This is a genomic window from Sinomonas flava (assembly GCF_039531875.1).
Taxonomy (GTDB): Bacteria; Actinomycetota; Actinomycetes; order Actinomycetales; family Micrococcaceae; genus Sinomonas; species Sinomonas flava.
Genome location: NZ_BAAAQW010000004.1, coordinates 25,031 through 47,143 on the forward strand (window position 1 = coordinate 25,031; position 22,113 = coordinate 47,143).

Sequence of the window (22,113 nt, forward strand, 5' to 3'; positions counted from 1 at the left end):
TCAGCTGACGGCAGCGCTGGCCACGGTGTGCTGCGTCTCGTCGCGGATCTCGATGGTGCGGATGGACGCGAGCTGGAACGATGTGGCCCCGGTGAGCACGGCTCGGCCTTGGTATCCGGCGGAGCTCCAGCTGCCCGCCTGCTGGGACGCGCCGTCCGCCGCCACGACCCACACGCTGAACGCGCCGGCCTCGGGCATGCCCCGGCACGTCAGGTCCAGCTGGGTCCCCCAGGCCTTCCGGACCAGTGCGAGGTCCACGTGGGCGCCGTCGTCACTCGTGAGGGTGAGGGTCGCCGCCGGCGCCGTGGTCGCGGACGCGCTCGGCCCGGGCTGCGCCGCAGGCCAAGGTCCGTTGCCGACCACGGGCCCGAGAGCGACCCCCGCCGCGAAGAAGCCTGCCGCGGCGGCCGCGAGGGCACCGCCCCAGGCGAGGGTCCGCGCACGACGGCGCCGGGCCACCCGGGCGAGCAGCGCACCGGGTGCGGCGGCCGGCTCGGGTGCGCGGCCGTCGTCGTGCGCGAGTGCCTCGGCGCGGTCCACGGGAACAGCGTCGAGCAGTGCGGGGAGGGTCTCCAGCGAGGCGAGCTCGGCGCGGCAGGCCGGGCACCCGGCGAGGTGCGCCTCCACGTCCCGGGCCTCGCCGGGCTCGAGGGCGCCCAGGACGTAGGCCCCGAGGGACATGCGCAGGTCGTCGTGGCCGGGGTTCACCTCTCCACCCCCATCTCGTCGAGCGCGGCGCGGAGCGCCTTGAGCGCGTAGAAGCACCGGGACTTGACCGTCCCCGCGGGGACACCGAGCGCGCGGGCCGCCTCCGCGACGCTCAGGCGGCGGTAGTGCACGGCGACGAGGGCCTGCCGGTGGTCCGGGGTGAGCCGCGCGAGCGCCTCCTCCATGACCACCCGGTCGAGGAGCTCGTCGAAGCGCTCCCCGCCGGCCGCGGCGAAGCCTCCCTCGTCGTCGAGCGGCGCCACCGTGCGGGGCCGGCGGCCGGCGAGCCGATGCTGGTCGACGATGAGGTTCCGCACTGTCCTGTACAGGTACGGCCGCAGGCCCTGCGTCCCGTCCGGGGCGTGCCGCCACACCCGGATGATGGCCTCCTGGACGATCTCCTCCGCCTCCTCGCTGCCCACGGCGCCCCGGGCGAACCGGCGCAGCGCCGCCGCATGGTCGCGGTACAGCGCCGCGACGGCGTCCTCGTCCATGGGCATCGCGACCTCCTCGCCGGTTGACACGACGCAGGCCCCGGATCGGTTCAACCGGTCCTGAGAAAGGACGGAATCCCACCGGGATGTGAACCATTGTCCGCCCGGCGACGTATGACTGGCAGCGGCGGAGCGCCGCTTCGAAGGAGAGGCGGAACCATGAACAAGCGAGCAGCACTGGTCCTGGCAGCGTTCAGCGCGGCGTCCTCGCTGGCCCTTGCCGGCTGTGGCGGCGGGAGCGGCGGGAGTTCCTCCGGTTCGTCGTCCCCGGCGTCCTCCTCGGGCGCGTCGAGCTCGGCGGCCTCGAGCTCGGCGGCCGGCGGAGGCGACGCCTACGGTTCGGGCGGATCGTCGTCGTCCGGGTCGTCCGGCTCGGCATCGGCCCAGGCCGGCGGCGGGGCCGAGCTCAAGACCACCACCGTGGGCGGGCAGAAGATCATCGTCGACGAGAAGGGCATGACGGTCTACTACTACACGCGGGACAGCAAGGGCGCGACGGTGAGCGCGTGCACGGGCGGCTGCATCGCGCTCTGGCCGCCGGTCATCTCGTCCGAGTCGCCGAAGCTCGATGGCATCACCGCGACGGTCGGCAGCATCAAGACGCCTGACGGCAAGAACCAGGTGACCCTGAACGGCATGCCGATCTACTACTACCAGAAGGACACCGGGCCCGGGCAGGTCAACGGCCAGGCCGTGGCGGGCGTCTGGTACGTGGTGGGGGCCGACGGGACGATGATCACGTCGGCGCTGAAGTAGCAGGGCTGGGGCGGGAGGGCCACCGGGTGCTGGCCGCGTGCCGGGTCCGGGAGTAGGCTGGGGTCCCCCGGACGGTACTAGGAGGAACCAACCATGAGTGGCTTCCGCACGTACACGGAAGAAGAGAAGCACAGCTTCGTTGCACCCGCCTGCGAGCTGTGCGGGCAGCACCGCCATATCGTGTGGCAGCAGGACGGCGACAACTGGGTTCCCCGCGACAAGGGCTGCTCGAACGAGGCCTGCCCGCAGTACGCGGGTTAGCCGCAACGGAACGACGCACCCGCACGCCAGTGCCTCACAGGTCCTGATCGTGCGGGTGCACGCTGTCCAGCTCGATCCGGCCGTCCGGCAGTCTCCAGAAGTGCAGCCGCAGCGCCGCGGGGGTGTTCTTCTGGACCGAAGCCCGCCAGAGTGTTGCGCCATCCTTCCGTACCTTCTGCCGGTCCTCGGGGCCTGCGCCGCTCCGGAAGGGATGGACGTCGAGGCCAGCGAGCAGTTCGGAGGCACCGACGAGGACGCGGACGCAGATGTCGAACGCCTTCGGCAGTCGGGCGGCCACCCGTTCGTGGTCGAGCGACGCCGCAAAGCGGGGCCCGACGACGTAGGACCGCGCCTCGGGCAGAGGCCATCGCGCCTTGTCGTGTGGGGGAACGACGCGGACCCACGCCTCGTAGACCTCGTGGAGCAGCCAGGCCTCCGGAGCGACGAAGTGCCTGCGCGAGTCGTGGTCTCGAAGCTGCTGTTCCCGAGCGCGCGCGGACTTCCGTTGTCTGCCCGCCTCGACTCGCCGCCTCGCAAGGTCCTCGCTCAGCTTGTCCACCGTGGCCGTCATCTGCTCGAGCGTGGCCTCCCGGGAGGCGAGCCGCTTCCTCAGGAGTTCCACCTCGCCCTCCAGTGCGCGTGTGGGAGCGAGCGCGGTGCCACCGTCCACGCGGCCGCTTTGGTCCCTGAGGACGGCCACTTCGCGGCGTGCCGCCTCGAGAGCCAGCTGGGTCGTCCGGAGAGCCGTGCCGAGGCCGTTCGTCGGCGCTGCCTGGCCCTCTGGGGCTGGCGAGGCGGCTGTTCCGCTCTCTTTGCCGCCGAGGGCACGGTCGCGCTCGAGCCAGGGCGGTCCTCCGAGGATGAGAGCCGGCGCGGCGACGACCGGCTCCTCCTCGTCAGCATCGATGACGGACAGACGAACAGCTCCGCTCACCCGAGAGAAGCGGGTGACGACGACGTCGCCCTCGTTCAGGAGCATGCCCATGCCGTCGAGGGGATTGGACGTCACGGCGTCGAGGCCGACAGTCCACTCCTTGCCGGGCCAGAGACGCAGCCGCGCCTTCTCGGGCCTGACCTCGACGACGAGGGCGAGCGCTTGCTCCCCCGGCTGGTAGCACTCGGTGAGCCGGGGTTCCTGCCGGAGGCCAGAGATGTCGAGAGTGTGGCGGTCCGCCTCGAGGAGCCCTTCGAGGCGCTGACCAACGCGGAGGATCCAGTCGAGCCTCACGCCGGGAACGGCCGCTTCTTGGGAGATCGTGGCCCGCGATCCGTTCTCCATCGCAACGACGGCACGGTGCCCCTCGGCAGCGAAGCCCAGCACGACGCCGCGGGCCATCACCGGGGCCGTTCTCGTCGGGGCGACTGCCCCCTTCGGAGCGGGCGCCATGCTGACGACATCATGCACAACGTCACGGGCGGCGCGTGCTGCCTGCTGCGGACCCTGCGACAGGTGCAGCGGGCTCCGGTACATGTCGTCGAGCCAGTCGAGCGAGAGCGAATACGCGCGGACTGCGTTGCCGTATACCTCGCGTCCGGGAGGCAGCGCCCCGGTCAGCGCGCGGGTGGCGGGGCCGCTGACAATCCGGATCACCTCGGCCAGTCCGTCAACCTCTCGGGCGATCAACTCCGCGTCGATGTGTCCGCCCGGCTTGTCCCGGTGCACTGAAACCACGACTGTCGGGACGCCGCGGTCAGGCGAGCAGAGGTACCCGGCCAGCCACGCGCCGTCGTCCGTTGTCCTGACCCCCGCCATGTCGTCCCCCTCGGGCTGCTGCCAACAGGGACAGCCAATCACAGGGGTCAGACATTCCTCCGGCGCCTCAGCGCGTCGGCTGCTCCTCGCGCCCTGCGCCGGCGCCCCCGTCGAGGGGCTGGACGCTGTCCTCGCCGAGGTCCCAGTCGTCATCGTCGTCGAGCTCCTCGAACTCGACGGCGGCGAGGATCTTCCCGTCGGCCAGGTCAATCATGAATGCCTCGTCGTCCTCCTCGACCATCGCGTACTCGCCTTGGTCGGTGGTGAAGCGCCAGGCGAGGGTCTTGATGCCGTGGTGGAGGTAGTTCGGGTCCCCCATCGTGATGGCCACCAGCTCGTGGCCCGCCACGTCGCACAGCTCGCGGATCACGATCTCGAAGTCGGGGAGGTCCTCCAGGTCGTCCTGGGCCGCCGCGCGGCGCTCCTCGAGGTCCTCGATGAGGCCCACCCGGCGGGCGATCTCGTCCTCGATCGCGTCGTCGTCCAGGAGGAGGAGGCCTTCCTGACCCCTCAGCCACGCGGCATTGAGCGCCACGATGTCCTCGTCCTCGAGGACCTTCTCGAACCGGTCGTCGAGCTCCTCGAGGGACCGCACGGCGTCGGAGGCGTCGTCGTCGCCGTCCAGGTAGGCCTCGGCGTCATCCTCCGAGAGGGCCTCGAAGGCGGCCGTGAACGCGTCGAAGAGCTCGGCGTGCCGGGCGGCCCCCATCTCGTGCAGGCCCTCCCGGACCAGGGCGTCGACCCCGCGGCGGTCGCCCGAACTGAAGATGTACTGGGCAAAGCCGCCGTCGAGCAGCTGGGTCAGGTAGAAGTCGACATAGTAGCTGCGCAGAGCGTTGGGAGCGATCTCCCGCTCGTCGAGCAGCTCCTCGTACATGGCATTGACGACGTCGACGTTGGCGTCCACGACGGCTTCGTCTCCGGCCTCGATGGCCTCGGCCGGGAGGACGACGGGATGCTGGCTGGCGGTCATGCGGGGCTCCTCGCTCTGACGGTCACTCACGCCTCGAACGTACGACGGCGCGCTGCGCCGGGACCGCACCGGAACGGGATCTGCGGGTGAACGTTGGGCGAACCTTGGGCGAGGACTACTTGTGGTGCGGCCGCCACAGGACGATCGCCTGGGACGGCGGCTGCGGGCGCTGCCCGCGGGCCAGGGTGACCACGTCGCCCGCGATGCCCGCGGCGAAGACCCGCCGCGGGTCGGGGCCGCGGCGCTGGGCGTCTGCGAGATCGGCTTGGAGTTCGGCGACTCGCGACTGGAGCGCGGCGACCTGGTTCTCGAGCTCGAGGATGCGCTTGATCCCCTCGAGGGACACGCCGTCCTTGGACAGGCGCTGCACCTCGCGGAGCATCTCGACGTCGCGCTGGGAGTACCGGCGCTGGCGGCCCGGCTGCCGCGACGGCGAGACGAGCCCCAGACGGTCGTACTGCCGGAGGGTCTGGGGGTGCATCTCGGCCAGCTCCGCCGCCACGGAGATCACGAAGATCGGCGCGTACGGGTCGATGGCCATGGCCTAGAGCCTCGCTTTCTCCGCAAGGTGGGCGCGCGGGTCGGACTGGCCGTTCTTGGCGGTCGCCTCGGCGAAGGCCCGCACGGCCTCCTCGGCTTCCTTCGAGAGGTTCTGGGGCACGACGACGTCGATGGTCACCAGCAGGTCGCCCGCGCCCTTGGAGGTCTTGACGCCCTTGCCCTTGAGGCGCAGCGTCCGCCCGGAGCTGGTCCCGGCGGGGACCTTCATCTTCACGGTCCGGCCGTCGACGGTGGGCACGTCGATCTGGGCACCCAGGACGGCCTCGTCGAACGTGACGGGGACGTGGATGCGGAGGTTGTCGCCCTCGCGGGCGAAGAAGGGGTGGGGCGTGACGTGGACGGTCACCATGAGGTCCCCGGCACCGCCGGAACCCGGGCCGCCCTTGCCGCGGACGCGGACCTTCTGCCCGTCTCGGATGCCTGCGGGGATCCGGACGTCGATGACCTCGCCGCTGGGCTCGCGCAGGCCGATGGTGGTGCCGCGGATGGATCCGGCGAAGGAGATCGTCGTCGTCGCCTGTCGGTCCGCTCCGCGCTGGGGCGGGGCCTGGAAGCCCCCTCCCCCGCCGAAGCCGCCGCCGAACAGGTCAGCGAATTCGGGCGGGATGTTGCCGGTCGAGAAGCCGCGCGAGTGCCGCCCGGTGCCGCCTCCGAAGAGGCCGCCGAAGAGGTCCTCGAACCCCGCTGCCCCGGCCCCGCCGGCGCCCCCCGGCGCGAACCGCGCACCGCCCATCGCCCGGATGGCGTCGTACTGCTGGCGCTCCTCCGGATCGGAGAGGACGTGGTGCGCCTCGGTGATGTCCTTGAACTTCTTCTCGGCCTCGAGGTCCCCGGCGTTGGTGTCCGGGTGGTACTTCCGAGCGAGCTTGCGGTAGGCCTTCTTGATGTCCGCCGCGGAGGCGTCCTTGGGCACGCCCAGAATGGCGTAGAAGTCCTTGTCCACCCAGTCCTGACTGGCCAAGTTCGCTCCTTAGTTCGAGTAGTGCTTCAAGTTTCCTACGGTTTCGGGTACAGATGACTCCGCGAACCGCCCTTTCGGGTACGCGGACCGGATGGCCCGCGTACCCGAAAGGGCGTGGACGCGCATCACCTGTACCCGAAACGGGGGCGGGTCAGACCCGCGGCTCAGCCCTGCGGCGTCGCCACGATCACCTGGGCCGCCCGGAGGACCCGCGCCTTGGTGCGGTAGCCGGTGCGGAGCACCTGCTGGACCGTGTCGACGTCGATGCCCTCGCCCGGCTGCTGGATGAGCGCCTCGTGGACGTTCGGGTCGAACTCCACGCCGGCGGCGTCGATGCGCTCGAGGCCCTGGCTTGCGAGCACCGACTCGAGCTTCGCCGCGATGGAGGCGAACGGCCCGTCGGTCAGGTCGCCGTGGGCGCGTGCGGCGTCGATGTCGTCCAGGACCGGCAGGAGGGAGTTGAGGACGCCCATGACGGCGACCTCGCCCGCCACTGCCCGGTCGCGGTCCACGCGGCGCCGGTAGTTGACGTACTCCGCCTGGAGCCGGAGCAGGTCGTTGCGCAGCTCGGCGATGACGGCGTCGTGCGCGGCGACCTCCTCGCCGGCCGCTGCCTCGCTGAGGATCTGCTCCGCCTGGGCCAGCGCGTCGCCGGAGTCGTGGGCCTCGTCCACAGGACGAATGTCCTCGTGGTCGGGGCGCTCCGCGGCGCCGTCCTGCTCAGGGTGCCGCGCCTGGCCGGTCACCGGGTCCACCTTCCGGTTGTCCCGGATGACCGGCTCAGGACGCTCGCCGGTCCCCTCGGAGTCGCGCGCGTGCTCGTGCTCGTTCTGGTTTCCGTGGGGGGCCATGGCTACTTCTTCTCGTCCTCGTCCACGATCTCGGCGTCGACGATGTCCTCGTCGGCGCCCGCCTTGCTGCCGGCGTCGTGCGTTCCGGCCTGCGCGCCGTCGCCCGCCGCCGCGCCGGACTGGGCCTGCGAGTAGATGGCCTCGCCGAGCTTGGTCTGGGACTGCTGGAGCTTCTCGAACGCGGTCTTCACAGCGTCGTCGTCCGTGCCCTCGAGCGCCTTCTTGAGGGAGTCGACGTCGGCCTTGACCTCCGTCTTGACCTCCTCGGGCAGCTTGTCCGAGTTGTCCGCGATGAGCTTGTCCACGGAGTACGCGAGCTGCTCGGCGGAGTTGCGCGTGTCGGCAGCCTCGCGGCGCTTCTTGTCCTCGGCGGCGTGGGCCTCGGCGTCGGCGACCATGCGCTCGATGTCGTCCTTGGACAGCGCGGTGCCGCCCGAGATGGTCATCGACTGCTCCTTGCCCGTGCCCTTGTCCTTGGCGGACACGTGCACGATGCCGTTGGCGTCGATGTCGAAGGTGACCTCGATCTGGGGGACGCCGCGCGGGGCGGGGGCGATGCCCGTGAGCTCGAAGGTGCCCAGCGGCTTGTTGTCGCGGGTGAACTCGCGCTCGCCCTGGAAGACCTGGATGGACACGGAAGGCTGGTTGTCGTCCGCGGTCGTGAAGGTCTCGGAGCGCTTGGTCGGGATGGCCGTGTTGCGCTCGATGAGCTTGGTCATCACGCCGCCCTTGGTCTCGATGCCGAGGGAGAGCGGGGTGACGTCGATGAGGAGGACGTCCTTGCGCTCGCCCTTGAGGACGCCGGCCTGCAGGGCAGCGCCGACGGCCACGACCTCGTCCGGGTTGACGCCCTTGTTCGGCTCCTTGCCGCCCGTGAGCTCCTTGACGAGCTCGGAGACGGCGGGCATGCGGGTGGAGCCGCCGACGAGGACCACGTGGTCGATGTCGGAGACCTTGATGCCGGCCTCGGAGATCACGTCGTGGAACGGCTTCTTGGTGCGCTCGAGCAGGTCCTTGGTGAGGTCCTGGAACTTCGCGCGGGAGAGGGACTCGTCGAGGTGGACCGGGCCGTCGGGGGTGACGGAGAGGTACTGGAGCGAGATGTTGGTGCTCGTCGAGGACGAGAGCTCCTTCTTGGCCTGCTCGGCGGCCTCGCGGAGGCGCTGGAGGGCAATCTTGTCCTTGGAGAGGTCGATGCCCTTGACCTTGAGCTGGCCGAGGAGGTACTCGACGACACGCTGGTCCCAGTCGTCGCCGCCGAGGCGGTTGTCGCCGGCGGTCGCGCGGACCTGGATGGTCGAGAAGTCGTCCTCGTCCTTGCCGACCTCGAGGAGGGAGACGTCGAAGGTTCCGCCGCCGAGGTCGAAGACGAGGATGAGCTCGTCCTCCTTGCCCTTGTCGAGGCCGTACGCGAGCGCGGCCGCGGTGGGCTCGTTGATGATGCGCAGGACGTTCATGCCCGCGATCTCGCCGGCCTCCTTGGTGGCCTGGCGCTCGGCGTCGTTGAAGTAGGCCGGGACGGTGATGACCGCGTCCGTGACCTTCTCGCCCAGGTACGACTCGGCGTCGTTCTTGAGCTTCATGAGGATGCGCGCGGAGATCTCCTGCGGCGTGTACTTCTTGTCGTCGATGTTGATCGACCAGTCGGTGCCCATGTGGCGCTTGACCGAGGCGATGGTGCGGTCGATGTTGTTGACGGCCTGGCGCTTGGCGATCTCGCCGACGAGGACCTCGCCCGTCTTGGAGAACGCGACGACGGACGGCGTGGTGCGGCCGCCCTCGGCGTTGGCGATGACCGTTGGCTCACCGCCCTCGAGGACGGACACGACGGAGTTGGTGGTGCCGAGGTCGATGCCTACTGCACGGGACATAGGTTCCTCCTGCTGATGCTGATCGGACTGCACTCGCCCAGCCTGGATCAAGTTGAGCGATCTGCACTCAAGTCTACGCGGGCGGCCTCTCGTGTCAAATGAAGTTGAGTCGACCAGACTCAAGTTCGCGGTGGGCGTACGGGCCGTAGCGCCCGCGCACGACGGCGCCGCGCGGCTACCGCCGCCCGCTCACCTCGGTCCCGGCGTGGCGCGGGAGGAACGCGCTGTCCGCCACCGACAGCAGCATGATCGCGGCGATCGCGGCGAAGGCGACCCGGTACGGCGCGGCGGGGTCAGCGGCAGACGCCCCGGCGCCGTCGCCCATCGCCTGCGCGGCGAAGCGGATCAGCAGCGCGCCGACCGCGACCCCGAGCGCGTGGGCGAGCTGGACCAGGGTGTTCGAGATGGCGTTGGCGCTGGGCATCCGATCCGGCGCCACGTCGGCGTACTGGACGGTCATGTAGGCCGAGAAGCCGATGGAGCGGAACACCCCCGAGGCCACGAGGACCGCGAACAGGAGGGCGTCGGGCCACTCGGGGGTGGCGAGGGCGCACAGGGCGAACGTCACTGCCGACGCTGCCGCCGCCCCGACCAGCACGGGCTTGAAGCCGAGGCGGCGGATGAGCGACGTCGTGGCCGGCTTGATCCCGATGTTCCCGACGAACACGGCCGCGACCATGAAGCCGGCCCGGACCGGGTCCCACCCGAACCCGTCCTGCAGCATGAGCGGGAGCATGAACGGGACCGAGGAGATCGTGAGCCGGTAGACGAAGCCGCCGGTCTGCGTGGCCCTGAAGGTGCGCACCCCGAGGACGGAGAAGTCGAACAGGGGCGACTCGGCGCGCCGCATCCACGCGACGGCCGCGGCCAGCGCCGCGATGCCCGCCGCGAGCGCGGCGCCGCCCCAGAGCAGCTCGCCCGCGTGCCCGAGCAGCTCGAGGCCGACGACGACGGCCGCGACGCCCGCCGTCGTCAACGCGAGGCCGGGCCAGTCGAGCCTGCGGGAGGGATCGCCGCCGCCCCGCGGGACGAGGCGCAGGGCGGCCACCAGCGCGGCAGCGCCGAGGGGGAGGTTGACGAGGAAGATCCAGTGCCAGGAGAGGTACTGCGTCAGGGCGCCGCCGACCAGCGGCGCGAGGACCGGGGCCAGGAGACCCGGCCAGACGAGGAACGCGGTGGCCTTGAGCAGCTCGTCCTTGGGCGTGCCGCGCAGCACCACGAGCGTCCCGACGGGGACCATCATGGCCCCGCCGAAGCCTTGGACCGCGCGGAAGGCCGTGAGCGCCCCCAGCGTGGGGCTCAGGGCGCAGGCGAGGGAGGCGAGCGTGAAGACCGCGATCGCCACGGAGAAGACGCGGCGGGGGCCGAAGCGCTCCGCGAGCCAGGCGCTGAACGGGATCCCCATCGCCACGGTGACGAGGTAGGAGGTCATCGCGACGTTCACGTCCGCCGGCGCGACCCCGAATTCGCTGCCGATGGCGGGCATCGCCGTCGCCAGCGCCGTTCCGTCGAGGAACTCCATGAAGAACGTGGCCGCGACGAGGAGGGCCAAGCGGGGGTTCCATGCGGTCGCAGGCGGGGCGGCGGGGGTCACCGTCACAGCCTAGCGAGACGCCTCACCGCCGGCCGGTGCCGTCCACGTTTCGGTCCGGCCGCCCGGGGCGCGGGTCGACGGGCTCCGCGCGGGTCAGTAGGCGGGGTAGAACGCGGCGCTGTTGAGGGCTTCGCTGCTGCCGGTGGTGAGGGCGAGCGCGATCACGCCGGCAGTGAAAAGCACGCTGATCGCGAGCCAGATGGCGCTGAACTTGACCAGAGTGCGGATCTCGGCGCGGCTCACGGACGCCTTGTCCTCCCGCACCGCCTCGATCTGCTGCCCGATCCGGGCCAGCGGGCTCGGGTGGACCGGGAGGAGGGAGTTCGAGGCGCAGTCGATGGAGCCGTCGTGGAGGGTGGCGACCATGCGGTTCGCGCGCCGGTCCAGGCGCAGGCTCGAGATGTTGCTGCCGTGGCGGGCGAGGAGGATGTCCTCGCCGAGGTGCATGCGTCCGCCCCGGCGGCGGAGGCGGCGGGTGTGGTTGTTCGAACTCTCGATCAGGGACATTCGGCGCTCCTCTCAGACGCGGGGGCACCGTTGCCCGAGCAGTCGTATATGATTCGCCTTCAACGGTACCGGGAGCGCGAGGCCGTCCCCCGCGAAAACCGGCCTTTCGTAGCGAACTTCACACCCTCTTGTAACGTGGTGCCATGAGCGGCCCGGACAGCACCTCGCGCACCCCTGACGACGTCTACACCCACGGCCACCATGAGAGCGTCGTGAAGGCGCATGCCTCCCGCACGGCGGAGAACTCGGCGGCGTTCCTCATCCCGCACCTCACGCCCGGGCTCAGGGTGCTCGACGTCGGGTGCGGGCCCGGGAGCATCACGTGCGACTTCGCGCTCCTCGTCGCCCCCGGCGAGGTGGTCGGGCTGGACCGCTCCGAGGACATCGTCGCCCAGGCTCGGGCGCTCGCCGAGGAGCGCGGCGTCGGGAACACCTCCTTCACCGCGGGGAACGTGTACGACCTCGACCTCGAGGACGAGTCGTTCGACGTCGTCCACGCGCACCAGGTGCTCCAGCACCTCACGGACCCCGTCGCCGCGCTGCGCGAGATGCGGCGCGTGGCCAAGCCCGGCGGGATCGTCGCGGTGCGCGACGCCGACTTCCATGGGATGAGCTGGTACCCGGAGATCGAAGAACTCGACGAGTGGATGGAGCTGTACCAGTGCATCGCGCGGCGCAACGGCGCCGAGCCCGACGCCGGGCGGCGGCTCGTGAGCTGGATGCAGGAGGCGGGGTTCACTGACGTGGCCCCGTCGAGCAGCAACTGGCTCTACGCGACGCCCCAGCAGCGCGCGTGGCAGGCACGCGTGTGGAGCGAGAGGGTGCTCCACTCGGCGTTCGCTGAGCAGGCCCTCGAGTACGGGTTCGCCGACCAGGCAGACCTCGAGCGCATCGCATCGGGCTGGCACCGCTGGGGCTCGTCCTCGGACGGCTGGTTCCTCATCCCCAACGGGGAGGTCGTCGCCCGGGCGTAGCCCTCGGGCGGTCTGGACCCCCGCGCGGCGGCCCTACGCTTGTAGGGTGCCGCTTTCCCTCTGGGGCGCCCTCGTGGGCGCCTGCCTGCTGATCAGCTTCACGCCTGGTGCGGGTGCCATCAACACTATGAGCAACTCGCTCACCTCCGGGTTCCGCCGCTCCATATGGGGCGTCCTCGGGCAGCAGGCGGCCCTCATCGTGCACCTGGCGATCGTGGCGGCCGGGCTCGGCGTCATTGTGGCCAGCTCGCCGGTGGCGTTCAACGTGATCCGGTACCTCGGGGCCGCGTACCTCGTGTACCTCGGCGTGCGGCAGTTCTTCAGCAGGCCCGACACGTCCGAGGAGGCGGCCGCCGCGCTCGCCAACGAGCCGGCGTGGTCGATGTTCCAGCGCGGGCTCTGGGTAAACCTGCTCAATCCGAAGGCGATCGTCTTCTTCCTCGCGTTCATCCCGGGATTCGTGCGGCCCGACCTCCCGATGTGGAGCCAGTACCTCGTCATCGGGATCACGATCGTGATCGTGGACATCCTGGTCATGTGGTTCTTCTTCGCGCTGGCGGCCAAGAGCTTCCAGCGGTTCACGCGGAGCGAGCGCGGCCAGACCGTCCTCAACCGTGTCTTCGGTGTCCTCTTCGTCGGCGTCGGCGCGCTCCTCGCGCTCGTGTGATGCCCAGCACTGCGGCAGGATTCCGTCCGACCCCCTCGCCGACCCTATGCTTGGTGACATGAACTCGACGGCGAGCCCCTACCGGATCATCACGGTCTGCACCGGGAACATCTGCCGTTCTCCCATGGCCGAGTTCATGCTCACCGACGCCCTCCGCGCAGCAGGCCTCGGCGAGGTCGCCGTCGTCGACTCCGCGGGCACCACGAACTACGAGGTGGGGCGTCCCATCGACCCACGCGCAGCGCGCGTCCTCGACGGCCACGGCCTCCGCGCCGCCGCGCATGTCGCCCGGCAGTTCGAGCGCGCGTGGTTCATCGAGCGCGAGCTCATCCTCGCCCTCGACGTCGACCACTACGGCCACCTCCGCCAGAGCGCCCCGGCCGGCACCGAGGACAAGATCCGGATGCTCCGCGCGTTCGACCCCGAGGTGGCTCACCTCGACCACCTCGACCAGGGCATTGAAGACCCCTGGTTCGGGGATCAGAGCGACTTCGAGCTCACCTGGAAGCTCATTGCGGCGGCCGTCCCGGGCATCGTCGCCCACGTGCGGGGCGAACTCGCGTTCCGGGACCAGCAGCTCGCCGGCGCCTGAGCACGTGCCCTCCGCGCACCACGGCCCGGCGCGCACCCCGGCCGTCATCGCCGTCGACGGCCGCTCCGGCGCCGGGAAGACCTCCCTCGCCGTAGAGCTGGCCGCGGCGCTCCGCACCCACCGCACGGTGGCGCTCGTGCACCTCGAGGCCGTCTACCCCGGCTGGGACGGCCTGGCGGCCGGGATCGAGCGCTGCGCAGCCGGGATCCTGGCGCCGCTGAGGCGCGGCGAGGCCGCCAGATGGCGCGCGTGGGACTGGGCTGCCGGCATCGACGGCGAGGAGCGGGTCACCGCGCCGGCCGACGTCGTCGTGCTCGAGGGGGTGGGCGCGGGCGCGGCACGGCTCCGCGCGTTCTGCGACGCGGTCGTGTGGGTCGACGCCGAGGCCGCGGAGCGCAAGCGCCGCGCGCTCGAGCGCGACGGCGAGACGTACGCCCCGCACTGGGACCGCTGGGCGGCGCAGGAAGAGGTCTGGCTCGCGGACGACGACGTGCGCGCGGCTGCCGCGGTCGTCGTCGCGAGCACTGGGGGCACCCCCGACCGGCCCGAGGGATCCACCGGCCAGGTCCTGGCCGCGCTGGCCGAGCTGCCCGCCCTCCGCGACCTGCTGGCGCCGGAGCGCTCCGAGCGGGAGTCCGCGGGCGTCGTCGTGCGCCGGGTGCTGGCCAGGCCGGATCCCGAGCGGCTCTTCGCGGAGCTCGTCGGGGACTCGGAGCACGCGGTCTGGCTCGACGCCTCCGACGCCGAGGTCACCCCCTCTGACGCCGACGTCACCCCCACTGACGCCGACGTCACCCCTCACGCGCGTCAGGACCGCCTGCGCAGCCGCTTCAGCATCATGGCCGACGACGGCGGACTGCTCGGCCGCCGCATGGCCCACGAGCGTGGAACCACCGAGGTCGTGTTCGGCCCCGCCACGCCCACGCCCGTCACGGCCACATTCCCCGGCCCGTTCTTCCGCTGGCTCGACGCCGCATGGGGCCACGCGACCGCGCCTGCCGTGCCCGGTCTCGATTGTGGGTTCGCGTTGGGCTGGCTCGGCTACCTCGGATACGAACTCAAACGCGAGTGCGGGGGAAGCGACGTCGACGCAGGCCTCCCCGATGCCCAGCTCCTCTTCGCGGCGCGGGCCGTAGTCCTTGACCACGCGAACGGGGAGGTCTGGGTCCTGGCCCTCGAGTCCTCCGACGCGGGCTCCTGGATCGACAAGGCATCTGCCGCCATCAATGCCTGCGCGGACGGGGTGACCTCGGCGCCACACGGGGTGACCTCGCCGCCACACGGGGTGACCTCGCCGCCACACGGGGTGACCTCGGCGCCACACGGGGTGACCTCGGCGCCACACGGGGTGACCTCGGCGCCGGTGTTCGCGGCGCGGGACTCCGCCGCGGCCTACATGGCGAAGGTCAGCGCCGCCCAAGCCGAGATCGCCGAGGGCAACACCTACGAGGTCTGCCTCACCACCACCCTGGAGGCCACGCTCCCCGGACGCGCCGGCACCCCCGGCGGCCGGACCGCCGTCGTGCCCCTCGAAACGTACTGCGCGCTCCGGCGCCGCAGCCCGGCCCCGTTCGCGGCCTTCGCGCGGTTCGGCGGCCTCAGCATCGCGAGCACGTCGCCGGAGCGCTTCCTGTCCCTCGCGGCCGACGGCGCCCTCCGCGCCGAGCCGATCAAGGGCACCCGACGCCGCCGGCCGGGAGCGAGCGCGGAGGAGGACGCCGGCGTCGTGCGCGAACTCGCCACGAACCCGAAGGACCGCGCGGAGAACCTCATGATCGTCGACCTGCTGCGCAACGACCTGAGCCACCACGCCGTGCCGGGATCGGTGGGCGTGTCGCGGCTGTTCGCGGTGGAGTCGTACGCGACGGTGCACCAGCTCGTCAGCACGATCGACGCGCGCCTGCGGCCCGGCGCCTCGCGGGCGGAGGCTGTCGCGGCCGCCTTCCCGCCCGGTTCGATGACGGGCGCGCCGAAGATCAGCACGATGGAGATCCTCGACCGCCTCGAAGCCGGGCCACGCGGCGTGTACTCGGGCGCGATCGGCTACTTCTCGCGCACGGGCGCCGCGGACCTGTCCGTGGTGATCCGCACCCTCGTCATGGAGCGCACCGCCGCGGGAGGCGCGCACGACGGCGCCACGCGCCTCACGCTCGGGGTGGGCGGCGCCGTCGTGGCCGACTCGGACCCGGCGGACGAGTACGAGGAGATCCGCACGAAGGCCTTCGCGGTACTGGACACCCTCGGCTCGGTGTTCCCAGCCTGACCGTCTGGGGGTCACCTCCTGAAGGTCACCTGAGGTGACCCCCAGGAGGTGACCCCCAGACGGAGGCGGCTCGGGCGCCTACTGCAGCGTCGCGGTGAGCCGGGCGACGTTGTCGATGTAGCGCCTCAGGAGTGGCCGGCTGCGCCACGCATCGAGGTCCAGGGGCTTGCTGATCTCGCGGTACATGTCCTCGACCTCGCGCATCTGCGCCACGATCTCCTCGCCGGGGAGCATGAGCGAGACCTCGAGGTTGAGGGAGAACGAGCGCATGTCCATATTGGAGGACCCGAGGACCGCCACCGCGCTGTCCACCGTGAAGTGCTTCGCGTGCAGGACGTACGGCTTGGGGTACCGGTAGATCTTCACGCCTGCCGTGAGGAGCTGCTCGTAGTAGGACTGCTGGGCGTGGTGGACGAGGAACTGGTCCCCCTGCTCGGAGACGAACAGCTCGACGTCGACCCCGCGCTGCGCCGCCGTCGTCACCGCGTACAGGAGCGAGTCGTCGGGGACGAAGTACGGGCTGCAGATCGAGAGCCGGTGCTGCGCGGAGTAGATGAGCGTGTTGAACAGGCGCAGGTTGTTCTCGTTGGCGAACGCGGGGCCGCTCGGCACCACCTGCGCCGGCGAGTCGCCGCGCGGGTGGGCGGCCTCGAGCTGGTCCTCGAGCAGGTCGTCGGTCTCCGAGAGCCAGTCCGTGGCGAAGACGACGTTCAGCGTGGTGACCGCGGGGCCCTCCAACCGGGACATGAGCTCGACCCACTTGCGGCCCACCCTCCTGTGCCGCGGGTTCCTGTACGAGCGCTCGACGACGTTGAGCGAGCCGGTGAAGGCGACCTCCCCGTCCACGACCAGGATCTTGCGGTGGTTGCGGAGGTCGATCCGGCGCCACTGGCCCAGCAGCGGCAGGAGCGGGAGCATGCGCCGCCACTGGATCCTGGACGCCTTGAGCCGCCGCTTGAGGTCCCGGTAGCCATGGATGCGGAGCGTGCCGAGGTGGTCGAAGAGGACCCGGACCTCGACCCCGCGGTCGGCGGCCTCCTTGAGGGCGGTGAAGAGCTCGTCGGTGACGTCGTCCCAGCTCATGATGTAGAACTCGGCGTTGACGAAGCGCTTGGCGTTCCGCACCGCCTCCGCCATCTCTGCGAGGGCGTCCTCGTAGCCGGGGATGAGCCGGATGGTGTTGCCGTTGACCATGGGCAGCGAGCCGAGGTGGCGGTTGAGCGCGGCCGCCGAGTGCAGCCATTCGGGGCCCGGGAAGGTGGTGTCGACGTCGTGCGACGCCGCGAGCGCGGCCCGCACCCGGGCGCTCACCTCCTGCTGCTGCTCCCGGCGACGCCGCGAGAGGCGGAAGTTCCCGAAGAGCAGGAACAGCACGAGGCCGAGGGTGGGGATGAAGAAGATCGCCAGGAGCCACGCCATGGCGGTTGTGGGCCGGCGGTTGCCGGGGATGATGCCGAGCACCACCACCCGGATGACCAGGTCGAGGACGCCGAGCGCGAAGGTGAGCCAGTCGGGCAGGAGCCCAATCAGAGGCAGCTGCAGGAGCATGGGCCCAGCCTACGGTGCGCCTAAGCTGTCCCCATGACCTCCACCGTTCTGACGTTCCTCGATCCGGCGTTTCCCGACGGGCGCGTGGAGGACGCCACGAAGCCGCAGCTGTTCGCGACCGACCTCGGGGCCACCCGCGGCGACGGCGTGTTCGAGACGCTGCTCGTGATGGACGGCCACGTCCGCAAGCTCCCGGCGCACCTGCGCCGGCTCGCGTCCAGCGCCCGGCTTCTCGAGCTCGACGTGCCGGACCACGAGGCCTGGGAGCGGGCCATCATGACGGCCCTGGACGAGTACCAGCGGACCGTGGCCCCCCTGCAGGAGGTCGTCGTGAAGCTCGTGGCGACGCGCGGCGTCGAGGGCGCCCATGCGCCCACCTGCTGGGTCGCGGCCTCGGCCCCGGCGCCGGCGGCGAAGCGGCAGCGCGAGGATGGCGTCGACGTCCTGCTCCTGGACCGCGGCTACGACTCCGACGTGGCCGAGCGCGCGCCCTGGCTCCTCCTCGGAGCGAAGACGCTCTCCTATGCGGTGAACATGGCGGCGCTGCGCTACGCGCACGCGCACGGGGCCGACGACGTCATCTTCACGTCGGAGGACGGCAAGGTGCTCGAGGGCCCGACGTCCACGGTCCTCATCGCGCACGCCGAGAAGGACGACGCCGGTCGCGTCACCCTCCGCCGTCTGGTCACCCCCCAGCTCGATTCGGGGATCCTCCCGGGAACGTCGCAGGGGGCGCTCTTCGCGGCGGCCAAGGAGGCCGGGTGGGAGCTCGGGTACGGACCGCTCGAGCCGGACGACCTGTTCGACGCCGACGCCGTCTGGCTCATCTCCTCCGTCCGGCTCCTGACACCCGTGAACCACGTCGACGGGAAGCCGATCGGTTCGGACCCCGAACTCGCCAGGGCGCTGACCGCCGAACTCGCTGGGCTCTTCGACACGATCGCGTAGCGCCGGGCTCCTTCGGCGCGGGCCCGGGGTGACCTCGGCGCCACACGGGGTGACCTCGGCGCCACACGGGGTGACCTCGGCGGGCGGGCTCTGGAAATTAGTTGGAAGTCCGAGTATCTTCGGTCTCGAGATGACTTGGATCACACATCCCTGAGCAAGCCCACCCCTGAGCAAAGGAGCTCTCCATGGTCCGCGACCTCCACCACTACATCGGCGGCGCCCGTGTCGACGGGACGTCGGGCCGGTTCGGCGACGTCTACGATCCCTGCCGCGGCGAAGTGCAGGCGCGCGTCCCGCTCGCGAGCGCCGACGAGGTCCGCGAGGCCATCGCCAGCGCCGAGAAGGGCCAGCCTGAATGGGCCGCCATGAACCCCCAGCGCCGGGGCCGGATCCTGCTCAAGTTCGTGGACCTCGTCAACGAGAACATGGACGAGCTCGCACGGCTGCTCGCCTCGGAGCACGGCAAGACGTTCGCGGACGCGAAGGGCGATCTCCAGCGCGGGCTCGAGGTTGTCGAGTTCTCGGCGGGCGCGGCCCCGCACCTGCTCAAGGGCGAGTTCTCGGACAGCGTCGCGACCGGTGTCGACGTGCACTCGCTGCGCAAGCCGCTCGGCGTCGTCGCCGGCATCAGCCCGTTCAACTTTCCCGCCATGATCCCGCTCTGGCAGGCGGGCCCGGCCCTGGCCGCGGGCAACGCGTTCGTCTGCAAGCCGTCCGAGCGGGATCCCTCGGTCCCCCTCCGCCTCGCCGAGCTGCTCACCGAGGCTGGACTTCCGGACGGCGTGTTCAACGTGGTCAACGGCGACAAGGAGGCCGTCGACACCCTCCTCGAGGACCCCCGCGTCAAGGCCATCGGCTTCGTCGGGTCGACCCCGATCGCGCAGTACATCTACGAGACGGCGGCCAAGAACGGCAAGCGCGCCCAGTGCTTCGGCGGAGCGAAGAACCACATGGTCATCCTGCCCGACGCGGATCTGGACATGGCCGCAGACGCCCTGATCGGTGCGGGCTACGGCTCCGCGGGCGAGCGCTGCATGGCGATCTCGGTGGCGGTCCCCGTGGGCGAGGAGACGGCCGACGCCCTCGTGGGCAAGCTCCGCGAGCGCATCGCCGGGCTGCGGGTCGGGGCGAGCCTGGACAAGGATGTCGACTTCGGGCCGGTCGTCGCAGCGTCCGCCAAAGAGCGGATCGAGGGCTACATCGCCGCCGGCGCTGAGGAAGGCGCGAAGCTGGTCGTGGACGGCCGCGGCCACGCGGTCGAGGGCTACGACGGGGGCTTCTGGGTCGGCCCCACGCTGTTCGACCGCGTCACGAAGGACATGTCGGTCTACCGGGACGAGATCTTCGGCCCGGTCCTGAGCGTGGTGCGCGCGGCGGACTACGACGAGGCGCTGCGACTGTGCAGCGAGCACGAGTTCGGCAACGGGGTCGCCATCTTCACCCGCGACGGCGATGCCGCCCGCGACTTCGCGAGCCGCGTCGAAGTGGGCATGGTCGGCGTCAATGTCCCGATCCCGGTGCCCATCGCGTACTACACGTTCGGCGGCTGGAAGGCCTCAGGCTTCGGGGACCTGAACCAGCACGGGCCGGATGCATTCCGCTTCTTCACCAAGACGAAGACCGTGACGTCTCGCTGGCCGTCGGGCGTGCGCCAGGGCGCGAGCTTCGTGATGCCGGCGGGCAGCTGAATGGCGGCGGCAGGCTCAATGTCCGGGGCACAACAGCCCGAGGCACCCCAGCCCGAAGCACCCCAGCCCGAGGTCCTCTTCGAGCGCCGGGGCCGGCTCGGCGTCGTCGTCCTCAACCGGCCGCGCGCGGTCAACGCGCTGACCCACGGCATGGCTGCGGCCATGCTCGCCCAGCTCACCGAGTGGGCCGAGGACGACGCCGTCGAGACGGTCCTCGTGCGCGGCGCCGGCGAGCGCGGCCTGTGCGCCGGCGGGGACATCGTGGCGATCTACCGCGACATGCTCGACGGCGGCGATGCCACCGCACGCTTCTGGCGCACCGAGTACCGGCTCAACTCGCTCATCAGCCGCTACCCGAAGCCGTACGTGGCGTTCATGGACGGGCTCGTGCTCGGAGGCGGGGTGGGCATCTCCGCGCACGGCTCGCACCGCGTGGTCACCGAGCGGACGCGCACGGGCATGCCGGAGACCACGATCGGGTTCGTGCCCGACGTCGGCGGGACCCTTCTGCTCGGGACCGCGCCCGGCGAGGCGGGAACCCACGCGGCCCTCACCGGCGCGCACCTCGACGGCGCCGACGCGATCCACCTCGGCCTCGCGGACTTCTTCGTCCCCGGCCGACGTCTGGATACCCTCGCCCGGGCGCTCGAGACCGAGCCGGCGGACGACGCCGTGGCGCGCCTCGCCGTCGTGCCTCCCCTCTCCGAGCTCGAGGCGGAGCGGGGGTGGATCGATGAGGCGTACGTGTGCGACGACGCCGAGCAGATCGTGCGGCGCCTGCAGGCCCTCGAGGTCCCCGCGGCCACTGCGGCCGCTGGCGCGATCGAGGCCAAGTCCCCCACGTCCGTCAAGGCCACGCTCGAGGCGCTGCGCCGGGCGCGTGCCCGCGGGCCCCGCAGCACGGCCCTCGAGGAGACCCTCGACGAGGAGTACCGGGTCGGAGTGCGCCTGCTGGCCGGCCACGACTTCCGCGAGGGCATCCGCGCCCAGGTCATCGACAAGGACCGTGACCCGCACTGGGCGCCCGCGACTCTGGGCGAGGTGCGCCCGGAGGCCGTGGAGGCGCTCTTCGCGCCGCTCGGCGAGCGCGAGCTGGGACTTGCAGACACCGTCCGCCAGAGTCTGGAGAAGGAGAGGGTATGACCCAGGAGACCGGCACGATCGCCTTCCTCGGCCTCGGCCACATGGGCGGCCCGATGGCCGCGAACCTGATCGGGGCGGGCTACACGGTCATCGGCTACGACCCCGTGCCCGCGGCGGTCGAAGCCGCCAAGGCGCACGGCGTGCCCACGGCGGCGTCGGCCGCGGAGGCCGCCGGAGGGGCGTCCGTGGTGCTGACGATGCTCCCGAGCGGGCGCCACGTCCTCGACGCCTACCGCGGCGCCGGCGAACGGCCGGGACTCCTCGAGGCCGCCGCGCCGGGCACGCTCTTCCTCGACTGCTCGACGATCAACGTCACGGAGGCCCAGGAGGCGGCCGCCGCGGCCATCGCCGCGGGACACCGTTCGGTGGACGCTCCCGTCTCCGGCGGAGTGGTCGGAGCGGAGGCCGGGACGCTCACCTTCATGGTCGGCGGGGAGGACGACGACGTCGCCGTGGTCCGCCCGATCCTCGAGACGATGGGCAAGCGGGTGGTCCACTGCGGCGCCCACGGCCTCGGCCAGGCCGCGAAGGTCTGCAACAACATGATCCTCGGCGTGTCCATGATCGCGGTGAGCGAGGCGTTCGTGCTCGGCGAGAAGCTCGGGCTCACGCACGAGGCGCTGTTCGACGTCGCGGCCCACGCCTCCGGCCAGTGCTGGGCCCTGACCACGAACTGCCCGGTCCCGGGGCCGGTGCCCATGAGCCCCGCCAACCGGGACTACCAGCCCGGGTTCGCGGGCGCCCTCATGGCCAAGGACCTGCGCCTGGCGGTCAACGCACTCGAGCACACCGGCGTTGCGGCGGAGATGGGCCAGCTCGCGTCGAAGATCTACGACTCCTTCGTCGAACACGGCGGGGCCAGCACGGACTTCTCGGGCATCATCAACACGATCCGGGAGCAGTCCGAGCCCCCCGCCGTCTAGGGGTCACCTCCTCCGGATTTAGGGGTCAGATCCTGGGAGTCACATCGTGTGGGTGCTCGGGGTCGGTCGGTGCTCCG

At 71.2% G+C, this 22,113-nt stretch carries 21 protein-coding genes; 10 read left to right on the plus strand and 11 right to left on the minus strand.

Features of this window, described 5'->3' with window-relative positions; genetic code table 11:
* Both ABD298_RS07705 and ABD298_RS07710 read right to left on the minus strand, forming a co-directional pair.
* On the minus strand, positions 1-708 hold the full coding sequence (locus ABD298_RS07705) for an anti-sigma factor family protein (protein WP_344299098.1): 708 nt from the start codon (positions 706-708) through the stop codon (positions 1-3).
* Positions 705-1,208: a sigma-70 family RNA polymerase sigma factor gene (locus ABD298_RS07710; RefSeq protein ID WP_344299099.1), complete on the minus strand. Its 504-nt coding sequence runs from the start codon at positions 1,206-1,208 to the stop codon at positions 705-707. The genes ABD298_RS07705 and ABD298_RS07710 overlap by 4 nt, the downstream gene beginning before the upstream one ends.
* Positions 1,209-1,361: 153 nt before the next feature.
* Here ABD298_RS07710 and ABD298_RS07715 point away from each other — a divergent pair, with 153 nt between their 5' ends.
* Positions 1,362-1,958 carry a COG4315 family predicted lipoprotein gene (locus ABD298_RS07715; protein ID WP_344299100.1) on the plus strand — a complete coding sequence of 199 codons (597 nt, stop codon included), beginning with the start codon at positions 1,362-1,364 and terminating at the stop codon, positions 1,956-1,958.
* Positions 1,959-2,051: 93 nt separating this feature from the next.
* Positions 2,052-2,219 (plus strand): hypothetical protein, encoded by a 168-nt coding sequence (locus tag ABD298_RS07720; RefSeq protein WP_208710395.1) that lies wholly within the window; start codon positions 2,052-2,054, stop codon positions 2,217-2,219.
* A 34-nt stretch (positions 2,220-2,253) separates the two neighbouring features.
* Here the strand turns inward: ABD298_RS07720 and ABD298_RS07725 are convergent, their stop codons facing one another.
* From ABD298_RS07725 to ABD298_RS07760, 8 genes are all read right to left on the minus strand, one after another.
* Positions 2,254-3,972 carry a hypothetical protein gene (locus ABD298_RS07725; RefSeq protein WP_344299101.1) on the minus strand — a complete coding sequence of 573 codons (1,719 nt, stop codon included), beginning with the start codon at positions 3,970-3,972 and terminating at the stop codon, positions 2,254-2,256.
* Between the two features lie 67 nt (positions 3,973-4,039).
* Complete coding sequence (locus ABD298_RS07730) at positions 4,040-4,945, minus strand: DMP19 family protein (RefSeq protein WP_344299102.1); 906 nt, start codon at positions 4,943-4,945, stop codon at positions 4,040-4,042.
* 115 nt (positions 4,946-5,060) lie between these two features.
* Positions 5,061-5,486 carry a heat shock protein transcriptional repressor HspR gene (locus ABD298_RS07735; protein WP_208710396.1) on the minus strand — a complete coding sequence of 142 codons (426 nt, stop codon included), beginning with the start codon at positions 5,484-5,486 and terminating at the stop codon, positions 5,061-5,063.
* A gap of 3 nt (positions 5,487-5,489) precedes the next feature.
* Positions 5,490-6,467: a DnaJ C-terminal domain-containing protein gene (locus ABD298_RS07740; protein WP_344299103.1), complete on the minus strand. Its 978-nt coding sequence runs from the start codon at positions 6,465-6,467 to the stop codon at positions 5,490-5,492.
* A gap of 164 nt (positions 6,468-6,631) precedes the next feature.
* Positions 6,632-7,318: a nucleotide exchange factor GrpE gene (locus ABD298_RS07745; RefSeq protein WP_344299104.1), complete on the minus strand. Its 687-nt coding sequence runs from the start codon at positions 7,316-7,318 to the stop codon at positions 6,632-6,634.
* 2 nt (positions 7,319-7,320) lie between these two features.
* On the minus strand, positions 7,321-9,189 hold the full coding sequence (dnaK, locus tag ABD298_RS07750; protein ID WP_344299105.1) for a molecular chaperone DnaK: 1,869 nt from the start codon (positions 9,187-9,189) through the stop codon (positions 7,321-7,323).
* Between the two features lie 175 nt (positions 9,190-9,364).
* Positions 9,365-10,783 (minus strand): MFS transporter, encoded by a 1,419-nt coding sequence (locus ABD298_RS07755; RefSeq protein ID WP_344299106.1) that lies wholly within the window; start codon positions 10,781-10,783, stop codon positions 9,365-9,367.
* Between the two features lie 93 nt (positions 10,784-10,876).
* Positions 10,877-11,290, minus strand: coding sequence for a hypothetical protein (locus tag ABD298_RS07760; RefSeq protein ID WP_344299108.1), 414 nt, complete (start codon positions 11,288-11,290; stop codon positions 10,877-10,879).
* 143 nt (positions 11,291-11,433) lie between these two features.
* Here ABD298_RS07760 and ABD298_RS07765 point away from each other — a divergent pair, with 143 nt between their 5' ends.
* Genes ABD298_RS07765 through ABD298_RS07780 form a run of 4 tightly spaced genes read left to right on the plus strand, consistent with a single transcriptional unit; the run spans position 11,434 to position 15,786 of the window.
* Positions 11,434-12,264: a methyltransferase domain-containing protein gene (locus tag ABD298_RS07765; protein WP_344299109.1), complete on the plus strand. Its 831-nt coding sequence runs from the start codon at positions 11,434-11,436 to the stop codon at positions 12,262-12,264.
* A 46-nt stretch (positions 12,265-12,310) separates the two neighbouring features.
* Positions 12,311-12,931: a LysE family transporter gene (locus ABD298_RS07770; protein WP_344299110.1), complete on the plus strand. Its 621-nt coding sequence runs from the start codon at positions 12,311-12,313 to the stop codon at positions 12,929-12,931.
* 58 nt (positions 12,932-12,989) lie between these two features.
* On the plus strand, positions 12,990-13,523 hold the full coding sequence (locus tag ABD298_RS07775) for a low molecular weight protein-tyrosine-phosphatase (protein ID WP_344299111.1): 534 nt from the start codon (positions 12,990-12,992) through the stop codon (positions 13,521-13,523).
* A 4-nt stretch (positions 13,524-13,527) separates the two neighbouring features.
* Complete coding sequence (locus ABD298_RS07780) at positions 13,528-15,786, plus strand: chorismate-binding protein (protein WP_344299112.1); 2,259 nt, start codon at positions 13,528-13,530, stop codon at positions 15,784-15,786.
* Positions 15,787-15,864: 78 nt separating this feature from the next.
* On the opposite strand, the gene cls is transcribed toward ABD298_RS07780, so the two are convergent.
* Positions 15,865-17,334, minus strand: coding sequence for a cardiolipin synthase (gene cls, locus ABD298_RS07785; protein ID WP_344299113.1), 1,470 nt, complete (start codon positions 17,332-17,334; stop codon positions 15,865-15,867).
* Positions 17,335-17,367: 33 nt separating this feature from the next.
* Between cls and ABD298_RS07790 the strand changes: the two genes are divergently transcribed.
* From ABD298_RS07790 to mmsB, 4 genes are all read left to right on the plus strand, one after another.
* Positions 17,368-18,282 (plus strand): aminodeoxychorismate lyase, encoded by a 915-nt coding sequence (locus ABD298_RS07790; RefSeq protein WP_344299114.1) that lies wholly within the window; start codon positions 17,368-17,370, stop codon positions 18,280-18,282.
* Between the two features lie 185 nt (positions 18,283-18,467).
* Positions 18,468-19,970 carry a CoA-acylating methylmalonate-semialdehyde dehydrogenase gene (locus ABD298_RS07795; protein WP_344299115.1) on the plus strand — a complete coding sequence of 501 codons (1,503 nt, stop codon included), beginning with the start codon at positions 18,468-18,470 and terminating at the stop codon, positions 19,968-19,970.
* 18 nt (positions 19,971-19,988) lie between these two features.
* The gene (locus ABD298_RS07800) at positions 19,989-21,113 is read left to right on the plus strand and encodes an enoyl-CoA hydratase/isomerase family protein (protein WP_344299116.1); all 1,125 of its coding nucleotides are present in this window, start codon (positions 19,989-19,991) and stop codon (positions 21,111-21,113) included.
* Positions 21,110-22,036 (plus strand): 3-hydroxyisobutyrate dehydrogenase, encoded by a 927-nt coding sequence (mmsB, locus tag ABD298_RS07805; RefSeq protein ID WP_344299117.1) that lies wholly within the window; start codon positions 21,110-21,112, stop codon positions 22,034-22,036. The genes ABD298_RS07800 and mmsB overlap by 4 nt, the downstream gene beginning before the upstream one ends.
* Positions 22,037-22,113 lie beyond the last annotated feature (77 nt).

What these genes read in the sequence shown, in the direction of transcription:
- ABD298_RS07710 (WP_344299099.1), bottom strand. Translation starts at nt 1,208, where the DNA reads ATGCCCATGGACGAGGACGCCGTCGCGGCGCTGTACCGCGACCATGCG.
- ABD298_RS07790 (WP_344299114.1), top strand. Translation starts at nt 17,368, where the DNA reads ATGACCTCCACCGTTCTGACGTTCCTCGATCCGGCGTTTCCCGACGGG.
- ABD298_RS07735 (WP_208710396.1), bottom strand. Translation starts at nt 5,486, where the DNA reads ATGGCCATCGACCCGTACGCGCCGATCTTCGTGATCTCCGTGGCGGCG.
- ABD298_RS07760 (WP_344299108.1), bottom strand. Translation starts at nt 11,290, where the DNA reads ATGTCCCTGATCGAGAGTTCGAACAACCACACCCGCCGCCTCCGCCGC.
- mmsB (WP_344299117.1), top strand. Translation starts at nt 21,110, where the DNA reads ATGACCCAGGAGACCGGCACGATCGCCTTCCTCGGCCTCGGCCACATG.
- ABD298_RS07795 (WP_344299115.1), top strand. Translation starts at nt 18,468, where the DNA reads ATGGTCCGCGACCTCCACCACTACATCGGCGGCGCCCGTGTCGACGGG.
- ABD298_RS07730 (WP_344299102.1), bottom strand. Translation starts at nt 4,945, where the DNA reads ATGACCGCCAGCCAGCATCCCGTCGTCCTCCCGGCCGAGGCCATCGAG.
- dnaK (WP_344299105.1), bottom strand. Translation starts at nt 9,189, where the DNA reads ATGTCCCGTGCAGTAGGCATCGACCTCGGCACCACCAACTCCGTCGTG.
- ABD298_RS07765 (WP_344299109.1), top strand. Translation starts at nt 11,434, where the DNA reads ATGAGCGGCCCGGACAGCACCTCGCGCACCCCTGACGACGTCTACACC.
- ABD298_RS07800 (WP_344299116.1), top strand. Translation starts at nt 19,989, where the DNA reads ATGTCCGGGGCACAACAGCCCGAGGCACCCCAGCCCGAAGCACCCCAG.
- ABD298_RS07745 (WP_344299104.1), bottom strand. Translation starts at nt 7,318, where the DNA reads ATGGCCCCCCACGGAAACCAGAACGAGCACGAGCACGCGCGCGACTCC.
- ABD298_RS07720 (WP_208710395.1), top strand. Translation starts at nt 2,052, where the DNA reads ATGAGTGGCTTCCGCACGTACACGGAAGAAGAGAAGCACAGCTTCGTT.
- ABD298_RS07775 (WP_344299111.1), top strand. Translation starts at nt 12,990, where the DNA reads ATGAACTCGACGGCGAGCCCCTACCGGATCATCACGGTCTGCACCGGG.
- ABD298_RS07715 (WP_344299100.1), top strand. Translation starts at nt 1,362, where the DNA reads ATGAACAAGCGAGCAGCACTGGTCCTGGCAGCGTTCAGCGCGGCGTCC.
- cls (WP_344299113.1), bottom strand. Translation starts at nt 17,334, where the DNA reads ATGCTCCTGCAGCTGCCTCTGATTGGGCTCCTGCCCGACTGGCTCACC.
- ABD298_RS07725 (WP_344299101.1), bottom strand. Translation starts at nt 3,972, where the DNA reads ATGGCGGGGGTCAGGACAACGGACGACGGCGCGTGGCTGGCCGGGTAC.